At 67.9% G+C, this 19,504-nt stretch carries 18 protein-coding genes and 1 pseudogene; 7 read left to right on the top strand and 12 right to left on the bottom strand.

The window, feature by feature from the left end; all coding sequences use genetic code 11:
* Positions 1–35: 35 nt before the first annotated feature.
* Complete coding sequence (locus AC6CHL_RS13655; RefSeq protein ID WP_498294824.1) at positions 36–626, top strand: alpha-ketoglutarate-dependent dioxygenase AlkB family protein; 591 nt, start codon at positions 36–38, stop codon at positions 624–626.
* Here the strand turns inward: AC6CHL_RS13655 and AC6CHL_RS13650 are convergent.
* Genes AC6CHL_RS13650 through AC6CHL_RS13635 form a run of 4 tightly spaced genes read right to left on the bottom strand, consistent with a single transcriptional unit; the run spans position 589 to position 4,137 of the window.
* Positions 589–1,263 carry an ABC-type transport auxiliary lipoprotein family protein gene (locus AC6CHL_RS13650; protein WP_498294822.1) on the bottom strand — a complete coding sequence of 225 codons (675 nt, stop codon included), beginning with the start codon at positions 1,261–1,263 and terminating at the stop codon, positions 589–591. The two genes, AC6CHL_RS13655 and AC6CHL_RS13650, sit on opposite strands and share 38 nt — an antisense overlap.
* On the bottom strand, positions 1,260–2,186 hold the full coding sequence (locus tag AC6CHL_RS13645; protein ID WP_038690607.1) for an MlaD family protein: 927 nt from the start codon (positions 2,184–2,186) through the stop codon (positions 1,260–1,262). Before AC6CHL_RS13645 ends, AC6CHL_RS13650 begins: the two co-directional genes overlap by 4 nt.
* A 3-nt stretch (positions 2,187–2,189) precedes the next feature.
* Positions 2,190–3,020, bottom strand: coding sequence for an ABC transporter ATP-binding protein (locus tag AC6CHL_RS13640; protein ID WP_038690605.1), 831 nt, complete (start codon positions 3,018–3,020; stop codon positions 2,190–2,192).
* A gap of 4 nt (positions 3,021–3,024) precedes the next feature.
* Entirely contained in the window at positions 3,025–4,137 is a 1,113-nt protein-coding gene (locus tag AC6CHL_RS13635) for an ABC transporter permease (RefSeq protein ID WP_128096518.1), read from the bottom strand.
* A 101-nt stretch (positions 4,138–4,238) separates the two neighbouring features.
* Between AC6CHL_RS13635 and AC6CHL_RS13630 the strand changes: the two genes are divergently transcribed.
* A complete protein-coding gene (locus tag AC6CHL_RS13630; protein WP_038690601.1) occupies positions 4,239–5,498 on the top strand; it encodes a threonine/serine exporter family protein in 1,260 nt (419 codons plus the stop codon).
* Between the two features lie 585 nt (positions 5,499–6,083).
* On the opposite strand, the pseudogene AC6CHL_RS13625 reads toward AC6CHL_RS13630, so the two are convergent.
* From AC6CHL_RS13625 to AC6CHL_RS13615, 3 genes and pseudogenes are all read right to left on the bottom strand, one after another.
* A pseudogene (locus tag AC6CHL_RS13625) lies at positions 6,084–6,455 on the bottom strand (H-NS histone family protein); the annotation flags it as partial.
* Between the two features lie 167 nt (positions 6,456–6,622).
* Positions 6,623–8,314 carry a proline--tRNA ligase gene (locus tag AC6CHL_RS13620; protein ID WP_498294820.1) on the bottom strand — a complete coding sequence of 564 codons (1,692 nt, stop codon included), beginning with the start codon at positions 8,312–8,314 and terminating at the stop codon, positions 6,623–6,625.
* Between the two features lie 101 nt (positions 8,315–8,415).
* A complete protein-coding gene (locus AC6CHL_RS13615) occupies positions 8,416–8,796 on the bottom strand; it encodes a DUF4124 domain-containing protein (protein ID WP_038690596.1) in 381 nt (126 codons plus the stop codon).
* Between the two features lie 160 nt (positions 8,797–8,956).
* Between AC6CHL_RS13615 and pssA the strand changes: the two genes are divergently transcribed.
* Genes pssA through rimI form a run of 3 tightly spaced genes read left to right on the top strand, consistent with a single transcriptional unit; the run spans position 8,957 to position 10,733 of the window.
* Entirely contained in the window at positions 8,957–9,736 is a 780-nt protein-coding gene (pssA, locus tag AC6CHL_RS13610) for a CDP-diacylglycerol--serine O-phosphatidyltransferase (protein ID WP_038690594.1), read from the top strand.
* A complete protein-coding gene (locus tag AC6CHL_RS13605; protein ID WP_498294818.1) occupies positions 9,733–10,239 on the top strand; it encodes a hypothetical protein in 507 nt (168 codons plus the stop codon). Before pssA ends, AC6CHL_RS13605 begins: the two co-directional genes overlap by 4 nt.
* Positions 10,236–10,733 carry a ribosomal protein S18-alanine N-acetyltransferase gene (gene rimI, locus AC6CHL_RS13600; protein WP_038690590.1) on the top strand — a complete coding sequence of 166 codons (498 nt, stop codon included), beginning with the start codon at positions 10,236–10,238 and terminating at the stop codon, positions 10,731–10,733. The genes AC6CHL_RS13605 and rimI overlap by 4 nt, the downstream gene beginning before the upstream one ends.
* A gap of 167 nt (positions 10,734–10,900) precedes the next feature.
* Here the strand turns inward: rimI and AC6CHL_RS13595 are convergent, their stop codons facing one another.
* The 5 genes from AC6CHL_RS13595 to AC6CHL_RS13575 all read right to left on the bottom strand — a co-directional run bounded on the left by AC6CHL_RS13595 (position 10,901) and on the right by AC6CHL_RS13575 (position 16,900).
* Positions 10,901–11,725 carry an EamA family transporter gene (locus tag AC6CHL_RS13595; RefSeq protein WP_498294816.1) on the bottom strand — a complete coding sequence of 275 codons (825 nt, stop codon included), beginning with the start codon at positions 11,723–11,725 and terminating at the stop codon, positions 10,901–10,903.
* A gap of 135 nt (positions 11,726–11,860) precedes the next feature.
* Positions 11,861–14,629, bottom strand: a complete 2,769-nt coding sequence (locus AC6CHL_RS13590) for a valine--tRNA ligase (RefSeq protein WP_498294814.1) — start codon at positions 14,627–14,629, stop codon at positions 11,861–11,863.
* Between the two features lie 43 nt (positions 14,630–14,672).
* Positions 14,673–14,861 (bottom strand): YqaE/Pmp3 family membrane protein, encoded by a 189-nt coding sequence (locus AC6CHL_RS13585; RefSeq protein WP_038690586.1) that lies wholly within the window; start codon positions 14,859–14,861, stop codon positions 14,673–14,675.
* A 48-nt stretch (positions 14,862–14,909) separates the two neighbouring features.
* On the bottom strand, positions 14,910–15,335 hold the full coding sequence (locus AC6CHL_RS13580) for a DNA polymerase III subunit chi (protein WP_038690584.1): 426 nt from the start codon (positions 15,333–15,335) through the stop codon (positions 14,910–14,912).
* A gap of 86 nt (positions 15,336–15,421) precedes the next feature.
* Positions 15,422–16,900 (bottom strand): leucyl aminopeptidase, encoded by a 1,479-nt coding sequence (locus tag AC6CHL_RS13575; RefSeq protein WP_498294812.1) that lies wholly within the window; start codon positions 16,898–16,900, stop codon positions 15,422–15,424.
* A 104-nt stretch (positions 16,901–17,004) separates the two neighbouring features.
* Between AC6CHL_RS13575 and lptF the strand changes: the two genes are divergently transcribed.
* On the top strand, positions 17,005–18,087 hold the full coding sequence (lptF, locus tag AC6CHL_RS13570; RefSeq protein ID WP_498294810.1) for an LPS export ABC transporter permease LptF: 1,083 nt from the start codon (positions 17,005–17,007) through the stop codon (positions 18,085–18,087).
* The gene (gene lptG / locus AC6CHL_RS13565; RefSeq protein WP_498294808.1) at positions 18,084–19,190 is read left to right on the top strand and encodes an LPS export ABC transporter permease LptG; all 1,107 of its coding nucleotides are present in this window, start codon (positions 18,084–18,086) and stop codon (positions 19,188–19,190) included. Before lptF ends, lptG begins: the two co-directional genes overlap by 4 nt.
* Positions 19,191–19,504 lie beyond the last annotated feature (314 nt).

The following is a 19,504-nucleotide window of genomic DNA, read 5'->3' as shown; positions in this document are numbered from 1 at the left end:
TGCAAGCGGGCGCCGCGGCCACCCACGAGGACCGCATGGACCTGCATCTGCGCGACGCCGACGTACGCTGGCACCGCCACTGGCTGGCGGCTGCCGACGCCGATGCCCTGCAGCGCACGCTGCGCGAGCAGGTGCCGTGGGAGGTGCATCGCATCCGCATGTTCGGCCGCCAGGTGGACTCGCCGCGGCTGAGCTGCTGGATGGGCGACCCGGCGGCGCGTTACCGCTATTCGGGCACCGACTTCGTCCCCGCACCGTGGGACCCGGCGCTGCTGCCGTTGCGCGAGCGACTGGCGGCATTCTGCGGGACGGACTTCAACAGCGTGCTGCTCAATCGCTACCGCGACGGTGACGATGGCATGGGCTGGCACAGCGACAACGAACCCGAGCTGGGTCCGGCACCGCTGATTGCCTCACTGAGCCTGGGCGCCGAACGCCGCTTCGCGCTGCGTCGTCGCGACGACCATGCGAAGAAGGCCGAAGTGGTGCTCGGCCATGGCGACCTGCTGCTGATGGGCGGTGCCACCCAGCGCCATTACCAGCACGCACTGCCGAAAAGCACCCGGCCGCTGGCCGAGCGCATCAACCTTACTTTCCGCTGGATTGACGCACCCGGGTCGGCGTGACCTGCGCCTGCTGGTAATCGGCCTGGCCGCTCACCAGCGTCCAGCCCACCACCTCGGACGTCGTGGCCTGCAGGCCCTGCTCGAACGCGCGGGCGACATCGGCAGTGGCAGTGCTCGGCACCGGCTGCTCCTGGCGGAAGGTGCGGTCGGCGACCACGCGCTGGTCCACCACGTGGATCAGCTTGGCGTTCACTTCGATCAGCGCGGTGGGCGTGGCCTGGCCGCGGTAGTCGGCCTCGAAGCGGCGCACATCCAGGGCCAGCTTGTAGTCGGCGCGGATGCCGGTGGTGGCGCGGGCCACCCCTTGGATGCGGCCGGAATCCTCGAAGCCGCGCACCAGGGCGTCATCCAGCATGTCGGTGGCCGGCTGTGCCCAGCTCACGCCCTTGTACACCTCCAGCTCGGAGGGGGAGGGGCGCACGTTGATGCGCGGGCTGTCGACCACGCGTGCGGCGCTGGGCTTGACCAGCACCAGCTGCCAGTCGACCTTGGGCCAGCTGGGGTCGGCCTGGATGCGCACGACCGGGGAATAGATGGTGACTGCGCTGCGTTCGTTGCTGCCCAGCAGCGAGCAGCCGCCCAGCAGGGCGAGCATCGCCGCCGGCAACAGGATCCGGGTGAGAGTCGGGCGGCTCATTTGGGTTCGAACTCCTTGGGCGCGTCACGGCCCAGCAGATAGCGTGCCGGGTTGTTGTCGAGGCGGTCGCTGACCCGGCGCAGGTCGCGGATCAGCCCGCGCAGCTCGGTCAGGGTCGGGCCAAGCTGGGCCAGGCCATCGTTGGCGAAGCTGTTGATCGCCGCACGGTTCTCGCCGAGGATCGAATCGGCATTGCCGGCGGCCGAATCCAGCTTGCTCAGGGTGGTTTCCAGCTTGTCCAGGATCGGCGGCAACTGCTGCACCAGGTTCTTGTCCAGGCGCTGGATGGTGCCGTTGGTGCTCTTGAGGGTGACATCCAGGCTGCGCGCGGCGTCGCGCGCGCTGAGCAGCAGCGCCTGGGTGCCCTGGTCGCGGTCGGCCAGGCCGCCGCTGATGGTTTCCAGGTTGGCCAGGGTGGCGTTGATGCTGGCTACGTTGCGGTCGCTCAGCACCTGGTCCATGCGCTCGACGATGCGGTTGGCCACGTCGGTGATGTTCTGCAGCGCCGAGGGCGTGGTCGGAATGATCGGCGCCGGGTCCTTGTTGACCGCGGTCAGCGCAGCGGCCTGCGGGGTGCCACCGCTGAGCTGGATGATCGACGGGCCGGTCAGGCTGGTGATGGCCAGCTTGGCGCGGGTGTCGGTCTTGATCGGCGTGTTGGAGTTCAGGCGGATGCGGGCCACCACCTGGCGCGGGTCGTCCGGCACCAGGTTCAGCTCGGTGATCGAGCCGACCGCGATGCCGTTGTACTGCACCGGGCTGCCCACCGTCAGGCCGGTGACGGCTTCGCGGAAGACCACCCGGTACTCGGTCCAGGTGCGGTCGGAGGAGTACTTGGCCGCCCACAGGCCGAAGGCCAGCAGCGCCAGTCCCACCACCAGGGTGAAGGCGCCGATCAGGACGTAATTGGCTTTGGTTTCCATGGCTTACTCGATCTCGTTCTTTGCGCTTCGCGCCGCGCGGGCGCGTGGTCCGTGGAAATACTCCTGGATCCACGGGTGGTCCAGCTGTTCGATCTCGTGCAGCGGTGCGTTGGCGATGACCTTCTTGTCGGCCAGCACCGCCACCCGGTCACAGATGGCATACAGCGTGTCCAGATCATGTGTGATCAGGAAGACGGTCAGGCCCAGCGCTTCCTGCAGGGTCTTGATGAGCCGGTCGAAGGCGGCCGCGCCGATCGGGTCCAGCCCGGCGGTGGGTTCGTCCAGGAACAGCAGTGGCGGATCCAGCGCCAGCGCACGGGCCAGGCCGGCGCGCTTGCGCATGCCGCCGGACAACTGCGAGGGCAGCTTGTTGATCGCATCGGCTGGCAGCCCGGCCAGCTTCACCTTGAGCAGGGCCAGTTCGTAGTGCCAGCGCTCAGGCAGTTCGCGGTGGTGTTCCTTCAGCGGCACCTGCACGTTCTCGCCCACGGTCAGCGACGAGAACAGTGCGCCGTCCTGGAACAGCACGCCGGTATTGCGTTCGATGTGCAGGCGGCTGGCCGGGTCGCTGGAACGTGCATCCACGCCCAGTACCTCGATCTGGCCATCGTCGGGCTCGCGCAGGCCGAGGATGCTGCGCATCAGCACCGACTTGCCGGTACCCGAGCCGCCCACCACGCCCAGGATTTCACCGCGACGCACGTCCAGGTCGACGCCGTCGTGCACCAGCTGCGCACCGAAGCGGTTGACCAGCCCGCGCACGCGGATCACCAGGTCGGGATCGGCGCTGGCGGGCGCGCTGTGGTCGGCGGCAGGGGCGGTGTCGAGGGTCATCCGGTTACCAGCCCATCTTCATGAACCACAGCGCGGCGAACGCGTCGAGGATGATCACCAGCGAAATGGCCTGGACCACACTGGACGTGGTGCGCTCGCCGACCGACTGCGCGGTGCCTTCCACCTTGAGGCCTTCCAGGCAGCCGATCAGGCCGATCACCAGCGCGAACACGGGCGCCTTGGACAGGCCCACCAGCATGTTGCGCACTTCCATGGTCTCGTACATGCGCGCGATATACATCTGCGGCGGAATGCCGAGATCGAACGCGCCCACGGTGACGCCACCGGCGAGGCCGGCCATCATCGCGATGAAGGTCAGCAGCGGCAGGGTGATCAGCAGCGCGACCAGTCGCGGCAGCACCAGCAGGTCGATCGGGTCCAGGCCGAGGGTTTTCATCGCATCGATTTCTTCGCGCGCCTTCATCGCGCCGATCTGCGCGGTGAAGGCACTGGCGGTGCGGCCGGCCAGCACGATGGCGGTGAGCAGTACGGCGAATTCGCGCAGGAAGGCGATGCTGACCAGCTCGACCACGTAAATCTCCGCGCCGAAGTCGCGCAGGATGGTCGAGCCGAGGAAGGCGATGACGGCGCCCACGAGGTAGGACAGCAGGGCCACCAGCGGGACGGCATCCAGCCCGACCTGTTCCATCTGGGCCACGGTGGCAGTAAGCCGGAACCGGCGTGGCTCTTTGATCAGGCGCGCGCCTTTGACCAGGTTCTCGCCGAGGAAGCTGGCCAGCGCCACGATGTTGTGGCCCATGCCGTGCACGCTGACGCCCAGGCGTTCGAGCGCGGCCAGGACGCCGAAGTCACGCTTGGGCCGGGGGCGGTCGTCGGCGACTTCTTCGATGGTGCACACCAGCGCGCGGTGTTCTTCGCGGAAGGCCAGGGCGTCTTCGCCCAGGTCGGCACGCCGCGCCACGCGCAGGACCTGCAGCACGCCGGCCGAGTCGAGCACGGTGATGCCGCTGGCGTCGATGCCGGTGAGCGTGTCGGGAATGCCGCGCAGCACTTCGGCCGCGGCCAGCGCGGTATGCAGGGTCCAGTGGCCGGACAACCGGACCAGGCCGGGGTCCTGCGCATCCTGTTCGAGATGGGGGGCGTGTGTGTGCGTCATGGGCGTCCTGCCGCGCAGCATACCTTGTCCGTGTAGACGGCAAGTGTGTGGCAGGCAACATGAATGTTCAGCCGGGCAGGCTTCGGGTAATACTACGAAACATGTCCGCCGATACCGCCACCATCGTTACCCCCCAAGCCACCTACGCGCAGCGCGTGGCATTCGTATCGGAAATGGCCGGGCGCCTGCACAGCTATGGCACCACGGCGCAGCGGCTGGAGGCGGCAGTGGTCGCGCTGGCGCAGCGGCTGGACCTGGATTGCGAGCCGTGGTCGAACCCGACCGGGCTGATCCTGAGTTTCAGCGATCCGACCAAGGCGATCGGTTCGTCGGACATCACGCGGGTGATCCGGCTGGCGCCGGGCGAGAACGACCTGCATAAACTGAGCATCGCCGACCAGATCACCGATGCGGTGGCCAACGGCACGATGAGCATCGCGCAGGGTCACACGGCGCTGCGGCAGTTGGACAAGGATCCGGGCCGGCGCGGCAAAATCCGGATGATCCTGTCCTACAGCCTGGGTGCGGCGGGCGTGGCCGGTTTGTGGAAGCTGCCGTGGCTGGATATCGCGACGGCGGGGATGATCGGGTTGTTGATCGGGCTGATGACGCTGTACACCGACCGCCGGCCGGCCAGCCGGGAGGCAAGCGAGGCGTTGGCGGCGCTGCTGGCCGGTACGGTGGCGGCGCTGGTGGCGTCGTTCCTGGGGCCGTTGAATCTCAATACGGTGATCATCGCGTCGCTGGTGGTGATGCTGCCCGGGATGTCGTTGACCAATGCGGTGAACGAGCTGGCGAGTCAGCACTGGGTTTCGGGGACGGCGCGGTTTGCCGGTGCGATCACGACGATTCTGAAACTGACGGTAGGCGCGGTGATCGCGGTGACGCTGTCGGGGATCATCGGGCTGGACCCACAGGTGCGGGCATCGCGGCCGCAGGCTGACTGGGTGGAATGGAGCGCGCTGCTGGTGGCGGCGTTTGCGTTCGCGATGTTGTTCAAGGCCAATCGGCGCGATTATCCGTGGGTGATGGCGGCCTCTGTGGCTGGTTATGCGATTTCGAAATTCGCCGGGCAGGCATGGGGGTTGCCGGCGGGTATTTTCATGTCGGCGATGGTGATGACGGCTGCGGGCAATCTGTTCGGTCGGTGGGTGCAACGGCCGGGCGCGATCATCCGGTTGCCGGGGATCATCATGCTGGTGCCGGGCAGTACGAGTCTGCGCGGGGTGCTGACGCTGGTGCAGCAGCAGGACATGAGCGCGGGCCAGACGGTGCTGATGACGGTGCTCAATGTGGTGATGGCGCTGGTGGCCGGGCTGCTGTTTGGCAACCTGCTGGTGCCGGCGCGGAAGAATCTCTGACCGTTTGGGTCAAGATCCAAATCCAGGTCCAAGTCCAAGTCCAAATCCAAATCAAGTCCAAGTCCAAGTCCAAGTCCTTGTAACCTCCTGCATCGTGCTGGGCCGGGGGGTGTGGGTTCCCGGGACACGCCGCAAGTACGTCCGTGTAGGCTCCGTCGGCGCATCCATGCGCCTCAGGGTCCCGGGAACCCACACCCCCCGACCCTCGACAGTTGGCTGGTGGCCATTGGCCAGGCAAAGGCAAAGGCAGAAGCGGAAACTGGCTTCGGTCGGCCAGCCGCTTCTCGCTTTTTCGGTGGGTACCGACCCACTGTCAGAGGGCGGGTACGGGTGGGTTGGCGGGACCGTTGGGCGCCATGGATGGCGCCCACGAGCCTCCAGGGATGGATTCACGGCGTGTCCCGCCAACCCACCCGTACCCGACCCAGCCAGTGGAAGAGCGCACTCGCACGCGCATTTGCGGCTGTTGTTTTAGCGTCTGGCGTTGCACGCAGAACGTCCATCAGCGTGAGAGAAAACTCATAAAAAACGCCGGCTTTCGCCGGCGTTTTGAGATTCGGTTTCTGATGAAACCAGAATCGATTACTTCTTGATCAGGAACTCTTCGACCTTCTTGCCCTTGGTCGTCAGCGCCGCCAGCCAGCGCGGCTGCTTGCCGCGGCCGGTCCAGGTTTCCTTCGGGTTGGCCGGGTTGCGGTACTTCGGGGCAACCTTGCCCAGCTTGCGCACGGCCTTCTTGGCCGGGGCCTTGGTGGCCTTCGCTGCACGGCCGCGGGCCGGGGCCACGCCGCCGAACACCTCTTCGATCGAATATCCGTGCGCCTTCGCCAGCTTGGTCAGCTGCGCGCGCACCTTGGTTACCGCCGGGCGCTTGGCCACGATGGTCTGCTGCTTCTTCGCGTTCTTGATCAGGGCGCCCAGCTCTTTGGCGGACAGGCCACTCAGGTCAATGCTCATCAACTACTCCGGAATCTATTTAAGGACGGGGTGGGCCAGTCCTTGGCGTCGGCGACAGCATACATATCCCATCGGGTGCTGCACAGAGTTAACCGGGATATTCAATCGGAAGGCGCAAAAGAAAAGCCGGGATATTCCACCCGGCTTTCTTCGATCCCCTGTTTCGGTCAACCCGCCAGGCGGGTCAGCAGCGTCTCGCGGTCCAGGCTCTCGGCCTCGCTTGCGCTCCGCGACCGGTACTCGTAGGTCCCGGCGGCCAGCCCGCGCTCGGACACCACCACCCGGTGCGGCACACCGATCAACTCCATATCGGCAAACATCTGGCCCGGGCGCAGACCCCGGTCGTCCAGCGCCGCGTCCAGCCCGGCCGCCTGCAGCTGCGCCAGCAGCTCGGCCGCTGCGGTGGCCACCGCCTCGTCCTGCTTCGGGTTGATCACGCAGACCACCACCTGCCACGGGGCCATCGCCGCCGGCCAGATAATCCCGGCCTCGTCGTGGTTCTGCTCGATTGCCGCCGCCACGATGCGCGAAATGCCGATGCCGTAGCAGCCCATCGCCATCACCGCCGCCTTGCCGTTCTCATCCAGCACCGTGGCCTTCAGCGCCTGCGCATACTGGCGGCCCAGCTGGAACACGTGGCCCACCTCGATACCGCGCGCGATCTTCAGCTCGCCACCGTCGCTGGCGCGGTCGCCGGCCTTCGCATTGCGGATATCGGCCACGTCCGGCTCGGGCAGGTCGCGGCCCCAGTTGACCCCGGCAAAATGGAAACCGGCCTCGTTGGCGCCAATCACGAAGTCGGCCATCGCCGCCACGTCGCGGTCGGCCACGATGCGGATCGGCTTGACCGGGTTCAGCGGGCCCAGGAAGCCCGGCTCGCTGCCCAGGTGCGCGGCGATCTCCGCTTCGCCGGCCATGCGGTGACCCTGCAGGCCCTCCACCTTGCCCAGCTTGATCTCGTTGACCTCGTGGTCGCCACGGACCAGCGCCAGCACGAACCCGGCTTCGGTCATCAGCGCGATCGACTTCACAGTGCGCTCCAGGCCCAGCCCGAGCAGCTCGGCTACCGCTTCGCAGGTCTTCTGGGTCGGCGTTTCCACCTTGCGCATCGCCTCGCTGGCCGCACCGCGGGCGCCCGGGGCGGCGGCCACGGCCGCTTCCATGTTGGCCGCGTAGTCCGAGCCGGTGGAGAACACCAGCGCGTCTTCGCCGGAATCGGCGATCACGTGGAATTCCTGCGAGGCGTCGCCGCCGATCGCGCCGGAATCGGCCTGCACCATGCGGAAATCCAGGCCCAGGCGGGTGAAGATGCGGCTGTAGGCCGCCTTCATGTTCTCGTACTCGCGCACCAGGCAGTCATCGTGCAGGTGGAAGGAGTAGGCGTCCTTCATCAGGAACTCGCGCGAACGCATCACGCCGAAGCGCGGGCGGATCTCGTCGCGGAACTTGGTCTGGATCTGGAAGAAGTTGACCGGCAGCTGCTTGTAGCTGGACAGCTCCTGGCGCGCGAAGTCGGCCGCGGCCTCTTCGGCGGTGGGGCTGTAGCAGAACACCTGGTCCTTGCGGTCCTTGATCTTCAACAGCTGCGGGCCGAACTTTTCCCAGCGCCCGGTGGTTTCCCACAGTTCCTTGGGCTGGATGGTCGGAATCTGGAATTCCACCGCGCCGGCGCGCTCCATTTCCTCGCGCACGATGCGCTCGACCTTGCGCAGCACGCGCAGGCCCAGCGGCGACCAGGTGTACAACCCCGAGGCCAGCTTGCGGATCATGCCCGCGCGCAGCATCAAGCGGTGGCTGGTGAGCTCCGCGTCACTGGGGGTTTCCTTGGTGGTGTGCAGGTGGAACTGGGAGAGGCGCATCGTCGGCTTCGCTGAACGGCAGAAGCCGATATTCTGCCAGCCCGGCCGCCGCCCTGCCCATCACGGCCGCCACATACCTGGCGGCCAGGCCCCGGGCTTACTCAGGCGCCGGGCTTGCAGTAGGCCTTGATCGCCGCCTCGGCCAGGTTGCGCTGCGCGCCGCGCTGCTCGTCGCTGAGGGCGGTTTCGGCCTTGCCGTCGCCATCGGTGTCCTGCATGACCGCGCCCTTGCCGTCCAGCAGGGTCAGGTTGCTGCGCGCGGTGGTGCAGTCGGCCGACTGCGCCGGTACCGCGGCGGCCGTGGCCGGGCGGGCGACCGGGTCGCGCCCTTCCACCTTGCGTGCTTCGTACTTCTGGCCGGTCGGGGCCTTTTCCGAATACTGGGTCACGCCGTTGGCGTCCTTCCACTTGTAGACGGTACCGGCCTGGGCCGAGGCGCTGGCGAGCAGCAGCAGGCAGCACAGCGAGGGCAGGGCACGCATGGCAACTCCGGGCATCAGGGCAAGGCGCCGATTGCAGCACCCCGGCCCGGCGCTGGCAAGCCGCCGGCGACCGGCGGGCCGGTGGGTACCGGCAACGGTCACCCGGCCCCGGAAGCACCGGGCTGCCCCAAAGGCCACCACACCCACTAAACTGGCCGGTATGGATCAGATGAAACCCCCGCCGCGCTCCCGCAGCATCTACCTGCTGCCCAACCTGTTCACCACCGCAGGCCTGTTCGCCGGCTTCTACGCGATCATCGCCGCGGCCAATGGCGACTTCGTCAATGCGGCCATCGCCGTGTTCGTGGCGGCGGTCATGGACGGCCTGGATGGCCGCGTGGCCCGGCTGACCGGGACCAGCAGCGAATTCGGCGTGCAGTACGACTCGCTGGCCGACCTGGTCAGCTTCGGCATGGCCCCGGCGCTGGTGATGTACCACTGGTCGCTGTCGTGGCTGAAATTCGATGACCCGGTCTGGGGCCGGGTCGGCTGGGCGGTGGCCTTCCTGTATGCGGCCTGCGCCGCGCTGCGCCTGGCCCGCTTCAACACCCAGGTCACCGTGGTCGACAAGCGCTGGTTCGTCGGCCTGGCCAGCCCGGCCGCCGCCGGGCTGATGATGTCCTTCGTGTGGGCCTTCGCCGATGGCAACCTGGGCTGGGATGGCAATCAGCTGCGCTATGTGTCGTTGGGCGTGACCTTGGTGGCGGCGTTGCTGATGGTCAGCCGGATCCGCTTCTGGAGCTTCAAGGGCAGCGGCGAACGCGGCCCGCGCGCCGATCGCGTGCCCTTCTTGGCCCTGGCGCTGGTGCCCATCGCCATTGCCATCATGGTCATCGACCTGCCGCGGGTGCTGTTTGCCGTCGGCATCGTGTACGCCCTGTCCGGCCCGTTCTACTGGCTGTGGCAGCGCGCCCGCAAGACGGCCGAGCCCCGCGCGTGAGCGAGGCCGGCCTGCCGCCGCTGTGGTCGCCGGCGCAGCAGTCGTGGCTGCAGGCGATGGGCTACACGGTGTTCGTGGACGGGCAGATCGACGAGGTCGCCCCGGCACCGATCACGCTGAGCGTGGCGACCCATGCCGCGCCGGCCGAGCGCGCCGTGGCGCCGCCCGCGCCCTCGCCGGCAGCGGATATTCCGGCGCACGCCGCGCCACCGCCGCGGCGCACTGCGCCGACCAGCATCGATGCGCCGGCCGCCGCGGGCAGCGGCAGTGCCGGGGAGACCCCGGCAGCGACGCGCGAACGCAGCCCCGGCCGCCGCCCGGCCGTGCGCATGCCCGACCGCCTGCAGATCGCCCTGCTGCGGGCGTCCGGCTGCAATCCCGCCGAGCCGGAGACGCAGGCGTTGATGGCCGGGTGGAACCTGGACGACCTGCGCGGCAATGCCGCCGCCAAGCGCGCGCTGTGGCCGCAACTGCGGGCCCTGCGCAAGCGGGGCCGGCCGTGAGCGCGGTCAGCTCGCCCCGCCCACTGGCGTTGCGCGCGCTGCGCGAAAGCGATATCGACACCCTGATGCCGATCGAACTGCGCGGTTACCCGTTCCCGTGGACGCGCGGCATTTTCGTGGACTGCCTGCGGGCGGGCTACCCGGCGCTGGCGCTGGAGGACGATGGCGTACTGGTCGGCTACGGCGTGCTCAGCATCGCGGCCGACGAAGCCCACGTATTGAATGTGTGTGTGGATCCCCAGACCCAGTCGCGCGGCCTGGGCCGGTTTCTGTTCCGCGCGTTGGTCCAGCTGGCACGCGACCATGGCGCCCAGCGCGTGTTCCTGGAAGTACGCCCGTCCAACACGCCGGCGGTGGCGCTGTACCACAGCGAAGGCTTCAACGAGATTGGCCGCCGCCCGCGCTACTACCCGGCCCGCGAGGGGCGTGAGGATGCCCTGGTGATGGCGATGGAGCTGGTGGACGACGACATCCAGACCATGCCGCCGCTGTAACGGCGGAAAGCAGCCGAAACGGCGCAAGGCAGCCGACCAACGGTCGGCTCTACCGACCGTCGTAGAGCCGACCGTTGGTCGGCTGCGCGCCACGGCACACAGGTAGAGCCGACCGTTGGTCGGCTGCACGCAACGCCAGACCGGGGCCACGCACGCCCGGCGCACCCTCACGCCACCCGCAACACCGTCGCGCCCGCAACGATCAACCCCGCCGCGATCCAGCGCATCCGCGTTACCCGCTCGTGCAGGACGAACGCGGAGATCAGGATGCCGAACAGGATCGAGGTTTCGCGCAGCGCCGAAATCATCGCCACCGGCGCGATGGTCATGGCCCACAGCGCCAGCCCATACGAGGTCAGCGTGCCGATCCCGCCGACCACGCCAAAGCCCGCGTTTTCCCGCGCGTAGGCCCACAGCCGGGGCCCACGCGTGCACACCGCCCATAGCGGCAGCGGCAGCCCGGACAACAGAAACAGCCACAGCGTGTAGCTGAGCGCCGCGCCGGACTGGCGCGCGCCCCATGCATCGACCAGCGTGTAGGTGGCGATCACCCCGGCATTGAGCAACGGCAGCCACAGGTGCTGGCGTGCGCCGCCGCGTGCCATGCACAGGATGCCCGCACAGATCAGTGCGATGCCGCACCACGCCACCGCATGCAGGCGTTCCCCCAGGAACACGGTGCCCACCAGCGCCACCAGGATCGGTGCGCAGCCGCGCATCAGCGGGTAGGACGCGCTCATGTCGGTCACCCGGTAAGTGCGCGCAACCAGAACGTAATAGAGGACCTGCAACACCGTGGAGGCGGCCAGCCATGGCCAGCTGCGTGGCAGCGGCGCGGGCACGAAGGGCAGCAGGAGGGACGCGATCAGCGCGGCCGACCCGGTAACCAGGATCGTGGTCAGCAGCGTATCGCTGCCGCGTTTGACGATCGCATTCCAGCTGGCATGCAGCAGGGCAGCGAACAGCACGGTACAGAAAATGGAGAGTGACATCGTGTCGGCAGGCACGCATTCCATGGACGAACACGCATCATGCCCCGGTAGAGCCACCCCATGGGTGGCTGCATCCATCGTCCCACCCGGCAGGTACCGACCATGGGTCGGTACCCCCAGACAAACACCGCCGCGTTACAACTTCGCGCGCTGCTCGACCAGGCCGGCCAGCTGCGCGGTCCATTCCACCAGACGCACGCGTTCCTGCTCGACCACCGCCGCCGGCACCTTGTCGGTGAACTTGCCCAGCTTGGTCTGGCTCTTCTCCTTCTCAGACTCCACCCGGGCAATTTCCTTGTCCAGGCGGGCGCGCTCGGCGCCCAGGTCGACCAGGCCTTCCAGCGGCACCAGCAGCTTCAGCTCACCCACGATGGCCGCCGCCGACGGCGGGGTATCGGCCGCGTCGGCCAGCCAATCGATGCGCGCCAGCTTCAGCAGGAACGACAGCGAGGCCGTGAAGCGCGCCACGCGGGTGCGGTCGTCTTCGGTGCCACCCTGCAGCAGCAACGTGACCTGCTTGGCCGGCGGCACGTTCAGTTCGCTGCGCACGCGGCGCAGCGCGTTGACCATGCCCTTGAGCCATTCCACGTCGGCCTCGGCACGGGCGAAATCGCCCGCGAACTCTTCCGCCGTCGGGTACGGACGCAGCGACAGGGTGTCTTCGCCCAGGCCCAGGCGCGGGGCCACCTGGCGCCACAGCTGCTCGGTGACGAACGGAATCAGCGGGTGCAGCAGGCGCAGCAGTGCTTCCAGCACGTACAGCAGGGTGTGGCGGGTGCTGGCCGCGTCCTCGGCGTTGTCGCCGTTGAGCGCCGGCTTGGTCAGTTCCAGGAACCAGTCGCAGAACTCGTTCCAGGCAAACTCGTACAGGCACTGGGCCAGCAGGTCGAACCGGTAGTTGGCGTAGTGCGTCTGTGCCTCGGCCGACACCGCCGCCAGACGCGCCAGGATCCAGCGCTCGGCATCGGTGCGCGGCTGCGGCACGCCGGTGAAGCTGCTGCCCTCGGTGTTCATCAGGGTGAAGCGACTGGCGTTCCACAGCTTGTTGCAGAAGTTCTTGTAGCCTTCGGCGCGGCTCATGTCGAACTTGATGTCGCGGCCGTGCGTGGCCAGCGCGGCAATGGTGAAGCGCAGCGCGTCGGCACCGTGGGCAATGATGCCGTCGGGGAATTCCTTGCGCGTGGCCTTCTCGATCTTCGGCGCATCCTTGGGCTTCATCAGCCCGGTGGTGCGCTTGGCAACCAGATCTTCCAGCGAGATGCCGTCGATGATGTCCAGCGGGTCGAGCACGTTGCCCTTGGACTTGGACATCTTCTGACCCTGCGCATCGCGGATCAGGCCGGTCATGTAGATGTCCTTGAACGGAATCTTCCCGGTGAAGCTGTCGGTGGCCATGATCATGCGGGCCACCCAGAAGAAGATGATGTCGAAGCCGGTGACCAGCACCGCCGACGGCAGATAGCGCTCGAAACCGCGGTCGGCCATCGCCTGCTCGTTCGGCCAGCCCAGGGTGGAGAACGGCCACAGCTGCGAGGAGAACCAGGTTTCCAGCACGTCGCTGTCCTGGTGCAGGGCGACGTCGGCGCCAACGTTGTTGCGCGCGCGTGCATCGGCCTCGTCGCGGCCGACGTAGCAGTTGCCCGCGTCATCGAACCACGCCGGAATGCGGTGGCCCCACCACAGCTGGCGGCTGATGCACCAGTCCTGGATGTTCTCCATCCAGTGGCGGTAGGTGTTGATCCAGTTGGCCGGAACGAACTGGATGCTGCCGTTCTCCACCAGCTCCAGGCCGCGCTTGGCCAGCACGTCCATCTTCACGAACCACTGGTCGGTAAGGTAGGGCTCGATCACCTGCTGGGTGCGGTCGCCGCGCGGCACCTGCAGCTTGTGCGGCTTGGTTTCGACCAGGATGCCCAGGTCTTCCAGCTCGGCCAGGATCACCTTGCGCGCTTCATAACGGTCCAGCCCGCGGTACTTCTCCGGGGCGTTGTCGTTGATGGCGGCCACCGGGGTGAACAGGTTGATCATCGGCAGGTTGTGGCGCACACCCACCTGGTAATCGTTGAAGTCGTGCGCGGGGGTGACCTTGACCACGCCGGTGCCGAACTCGCGGTCCACGTAGTCATCGGCGATCACCGGAATTTCGCGGTCGGTCAGCGGCAGCTTGACCATCTTGCCGATCAGGTGCGCGTAGCGCTCGTCCTCGGGATGCACCATCACCGCGGTGTCGCCCAGCATGGTTTCCGGGCGGGTGGTGGCCACGGTCAGCGTGCCGCTGCCATCGGCCAGCGGGTAGCTGATCGACCACAGGAAGCCGTCTTCTTCCACGCTCTCCACTTCCAGGTCGGAAATGGCGGTCTTCAGCACCGGGTCCCAGTTGACCAGGCGCTGGCCGCGGTAGATCAGGCCCTGCTCGTGCCAGCGCAGGAAGGCCTCGATCACCGCTTCGGACGGCTGCGGGTCCATGGTGAAGGTGCTGCGCGACCAGTCGGCCGAGGTGCCCAGGCGGCGCATCTGGCGTTCGATGGTGTCACCGGAGAACGCCTTCCACTCCCAGACCTTCTCGATGAAGCCCTCGCGGCCCAGCGAATCGCGGGTCTCGCCCTTGCCTTCCAGCGCCAGGTTGCGGCTGACCACCATTTCGGTGGCGATGCCGGCGTGGTCGGTACCCACCTGCCACAGCGTGTCGTAGCCGCGCATGCGGTGGTAGCGCACCAGCGCGTCCATCAGGGTCTGCTGGAAGGCATGGCCCATGTGCAGCGTGCCGGTCACGTTCGGCGGCGGCAGCAGGATGGTGTACGGCTCGCCCTTGCCGGACGGCTTGAAATGGCCGGCCTTCTCCCACGCGTCGTACAGCGCGGTTTCGAAGGTTTTGGGGTCGTAGCTGGAGGCGAGTTGGGTCATGCGGGAACCAGGATCGAAGACGGGAGGTGGGGGTGCCGGAACATCAGCGCCCGAGGGCGCGCTGGATCTTCTGGTCGGTATGGAACTGCGAAACCGCGTAGGCGGCCCAGATCGCGGCCGGGAGCCAGCCAATCAGGGTGATTTGCAGGATCAGGCAGAGGATGCCTGCGAACGGGCGGCCAATGGTGAAGAAGGCGAACCAGGGAAAGATCAGGGCGATCAACAGGCGCATCAAGGGTCTCCGGGCTCGGTGGCGGCACCACGGCGGGCGCCGCGCGGGTTACATGTCGTACTTGTTCAGGTCAAAGCCCAGCGCCTTGTACTGGCGCCAGCGCTCGCGCAGCGGTTCGCGCGCTTCCGGGTCGGCCGGCACCACTTCCAGCACCCGGTCGCACTCGGCCAGGTACGGGTCGTCGCGCAGGTTGATCACCAGCGGGCGCGCCGGGGCCGGCGTGCCGGGCACGGCGATCAGCACCAGCGCCTCCTCCTCGTCCATGTCCTCACCGGCGATCTGGTGGGGGATGTAGGCCTCGTCGTCGAACGACCACAGCAGCTCGTCCAGCTCCTCGGCCTGGGCCTGGTCGCGTGCCAGCACCAGGGTGAACAGCCCGGCGTCGTTGGCCTTGCGGGCCAGCTCACAGACCAGGCGCAGCGGCTCGGTCAGGAAGCGGGGCTTGGCGATCAGGTAGAAATCAGCACGGGACATGGGCAGGCCAGGATCGAAAGGGAAGGCCCGGCAGCAGGCCGGGCGGGATCGGGGCGGCGCTCAGGCCCCCCCGATCGGGCACGGCATCAGGCGCGGGCGACCTGGTCCAGCAGCCACTGGCTGAGCAGGCCAACCGGGCGGCCGGTGGCCATGCCACGCTTGCCTTCGTCGCTGGCAACGCCGGCGATGTCCAGGTGGGCCCAGCGCTGGCCTTCGGCGAAGCGCGACAGGAAGCAGCCGGCGGTGATCGCGCCGGCCCAGCGGCCGCCGATGTTGTAGACGTCGGCGAAGCTGGAATCCAGCATCGGCTGGTACTCGTCCCACAGCGGCAGGCGCCAGGCGCGGTCGAACACGTGCTCGCCGGCGGCCAGCAGTTCGTTGGCCAGGTCGTCGTGCTTGGTCATCAGGCCGGCGGTCTGGTGGCCCAGGGCAACCAGGCAGGCACCGGTCAGGGTGGCCACGTCGACCAGCGCGGCCGGCTCGAAGCGCTGCGCGTAGGTGAGCGCGTCGCACAGGATCAGGCGGCCTTCGGCGTCGGTGTTGCCCACTTCGATGGTCTTGCCCGACATCGAGGTGATCACGTCCGACGGGCGGTAGGCATTGCCGTCGATGGCGTTTTCCACCGCCGGTACCACCACCACCAGGTTCAGCGGCAGCTTGGCGGTGACCGCCGCGACGAAGGTGCCGATGACGTTGGCGCCACCGCACATGTCGTACTTCATCTCCTCGATGCCGCCCTGGGTCTTCAGGTTGACGCCGCCGGTGTCGAAGGTGATGCCCTTGCCGACCAGCACGTAGGGCTTGGCATCGCCGCCGTTGCTCCACTTCAGCACCACCAGGCGCGGGCGGTTGGCCGAGCCGCGGGCCACGGCCAGCAGCGAGCCCATGCCCAGCGCTTCCATCTGGTGCTCGTCCAGGATCTCCGCCTCGGCGCCGGCGTGGGCCTGGGCGAAGGCAACCGAGGACTCGGCCAGGTAGGCCGGGGTGCACAGGTTCGGCGGCAGGTTGCCCAGCTCGCGGGCGTACTGCACGCCGGCGGCGATGGCCTGGCCCTGGGCCAGGGCCTGGGCGTCGGTACCGGCGATGGCCAGCTGGGTCAGGCCGGGTTCGTCGGCCTTCTTCTTGCCCAGGGTGGCGCTGTAGCGGTAGGCGGCGTGGTCGGCGGTGATGATGGCCTGGCGGATGTTCCAGGCGGCATCGCGGCCCTTGACCTCCAGCTCGGTCAGGGTGAACAGCGCGTGGTGGTTGACCCCGCTCTTCAGGGCGCGGCTGGCATCGCCCACCGCCTTGAGGTACTGCGGGACGCCGAACTTGGCCGGTTCGCCCAGCCCCACCACCAGCACGCGCGGGGCGGTGACGCCCGACAGGTCGTGCAGCAGCGTGGTGTTGCCGGTCTTGCCGCCGACGTCGCCGCGGGCCACCAGGGCCGTCAGGCGACCGCCGGACGCGGTGTCCAGGGCCTGTGCCGCCGGGCTCAGGGTCTGGTCGGCGTAGGCGCCGACGATGACGCAATCGAACGCGGCCGAGGCCGGCGTTGCGTGGTTCAGGGTGAATTCCAGGGCCATTGATCAGATTCCGTTGGCAAATCCGTACAATCGCGAGCTGTTTACGTCCCGTCAGTAGACTGGGCAGCACCGCGAACGAATCCGAGAGTTTAAACCACCGCCCCATGTCGAAGCTCGATCGCTATCTCCTGCGTGATTTCGTCCAGAGTTTCCTGGCCACTTTGATCGTGCTGCTGGTGGTAAGCGTCGGTGGTGTCCTGGTGGACATCCTCGGCAATATCGCCGACGGCCGCGTACCGGCCCGCCTGCTGTTCTCGCAGCTGGGCCTGCAGTTCATCGTCTACATGCCGCTGATCCTGCCGCTGGCGCTGATGCTGGGCCTGCTGCTGGCCACCGCCCGGCTCTACCGGGACTCGGAAATGGCGGTGCTGACTGCCATCGGGGTGGGCCCCAGGCGGCTGCTGCGCCCGGTGCTGATGCTGGTGCTGCCGGTGGTGGGCCTGATCGGCCTGTGCTCGCTGTGGCTGGGCCCCTGGGCCGACCGCACCAGCGAGACCATGATCGTGGAAGCCAACCGCAGCGTGGCCATGGCCGGGCTGGAGTCGGGCAAGTTCACCAACCTGCCCAACAACGGCGGGGTGGTCTACCTGTCCTCGCTGTCGCCGGACGGTACCCGGCTGGGCAAGGTGTTCCTGCAGCGGCAGAAGGACGACCGCATCGAGGTGGTGTCGGCCGACCACGGCCGCATGTTCTTCGAGGGCGAGCGCCAGCGCTACCTGGAGCTGGACGACGGCCACCAGGTGGAAGGGCCGGCCAACGGCGCGCTGGACTACAAGCTGATGACCTTCGCGCGCAACGACGTGGCCATGCCCGACGGCGCCGACACCCGCCAGAAGGATGACCCCGAGCTGCTGCCCACCACCCAGCTGCTGGGTGACGCGCGCCCGGCGGCGCAGGCGCAGCTGCATTCGCGCATCACCCCGCCGCTGATCGCGCTGGCGTTCGCGCTGATGACGCTGCCGCTGGCGCGCAGTTCGCCGCGCCAGCAGCGCTACGGCCGGATGATGCTGGCGTTCCTGGCCTACCTGGTGGGCATGAACCTGATGTTCATCGGCACGCGCTGGATCGCCGATGGCAAATTGTCCGGCAGTGTCGGTCTGTGGTGGCTGAGCCTGCCGCTGCTGGCGCTGGCGATCTGGATGTACCTGCGTGACGGCAAGCTGTCGCGCCCGCGGAGGACCGCATGAAGCTTCGCCCGATGCGGTTTGATCTTTATCTTGGCCGGTCGGTGTTCGGCACGGTGCTGCTGACCTGGGCAGTGCTGCTGGGGCTGGACGTGGTGATGGCCTTCTCCGGCGAATTCAAGGACGTGGGCAAGGGCGGCTACACGATCGGCCATGCGGCCGCGTGGGTGCTGTACACGGTGCCGCGCCGGGCCTACACGTTCTTCCCGACGGCAGCGGTGATCGGTTCGCTGATGGGGCTGGGGCAGTTGGCGGCGACCTCCGAGCTGACCGCGCTGCGCGCGCTGGGCCTGTCGCGCAAGCGCCTGAGCGCGTCGGTGGCGATCGCGCTGTCGTTGTTGACGGCGGTGATGGTGTTGACCGGCGAGACGCTGGCGCCGTGGGCGCAGAGCCGGGCCGACGACATCCGGATGAGCGCCAAGTGGGGCAACGACATGGCGGTGGCCCGCTATTCGGGCGTGTGGGCACGCGAGGGCGATACGTTCCTCAACGCGGGCGCAGGCGACGAGCAGCTGCTGCCGGGCGGCGGGACCAAGCTGGTGCTGCGCGATGTGCGGCTGTACAAGATCGGCGACGACGGCAAGCTGGCGTCGTTGACTTACGCGGGCACGGCCGAGCACGGCGATACGGGCTGGGTGTTGAACAAGGTGCGCCGGGATACGTTCGGGGAGCGCTCGGCGACGCGTGAGACGGTGGAATCGGAGCCGTGGAATTCGAAGCTGGATGCGGCGGCGCTGGCCAGCGGCATCTCCAAGCCGCGCAACCTGCGCGCGGCCGACCTGCGCACGAGCATCGAGTACCGCAAGCGCAATGGGCTGGATGCGCGCGATTACGAGGATATCTACTGGAGCCGGTGGTTCTACCCGGTGAACGTGTTGGCGTTGTGCCTGGCGGCGGTGCCGTTCGCGTTCGGCTCGCTGCGCAGCGGCGGGATGGGCAAGCGGTTGTTCCTGGGCATCCTGTTCGCGCTGGGCTTCTGGCTGCTGCAGTTGTTCTTCGGGCGCATGGCCGGTGCGTTGAAGTTCGATTACCGCATTGCCTACGCACTGCCGCCGATCGTGATGCTGGTGGTGTCGGGGATGCTGTTCCGGCGCAAGTCGGGGTAACGCGGCGTCCATCGTTGTGCGGTGACCCGCTCTGGAAGGTGCGTCGTGTGCGGCCGGAATGGCGCCGCCCGGACCGGTTCCCCGCAGAATCTCCACCGCCCAGGTAGTGCCGGCCGCTGGCCGGCTCCACTCAGAATCTCCCCGCCCAGGTAGTGCCGGCCGCTGGCCGGCTCCCCGCAGAATCTCCCCGCCCAGGTAGTGCCGGCCGCTGGCCGGCTCCCCGCAGAATCTCCACCGCCCAGGTAGTGCCGGCCGCTGGCCGGCTCCCCGGAATCTGTCAGGCGGTATCGGGAGCCGGCCAGCGGCCGGCACTA

This window comes from Stenotrophomonas sp. GQ19, assembly GCF_059758695.1.
Note: the sequence above shows the minus strand (reverse complement) of the source record. Positions and strands in the feature narration are given on the sequence as shown.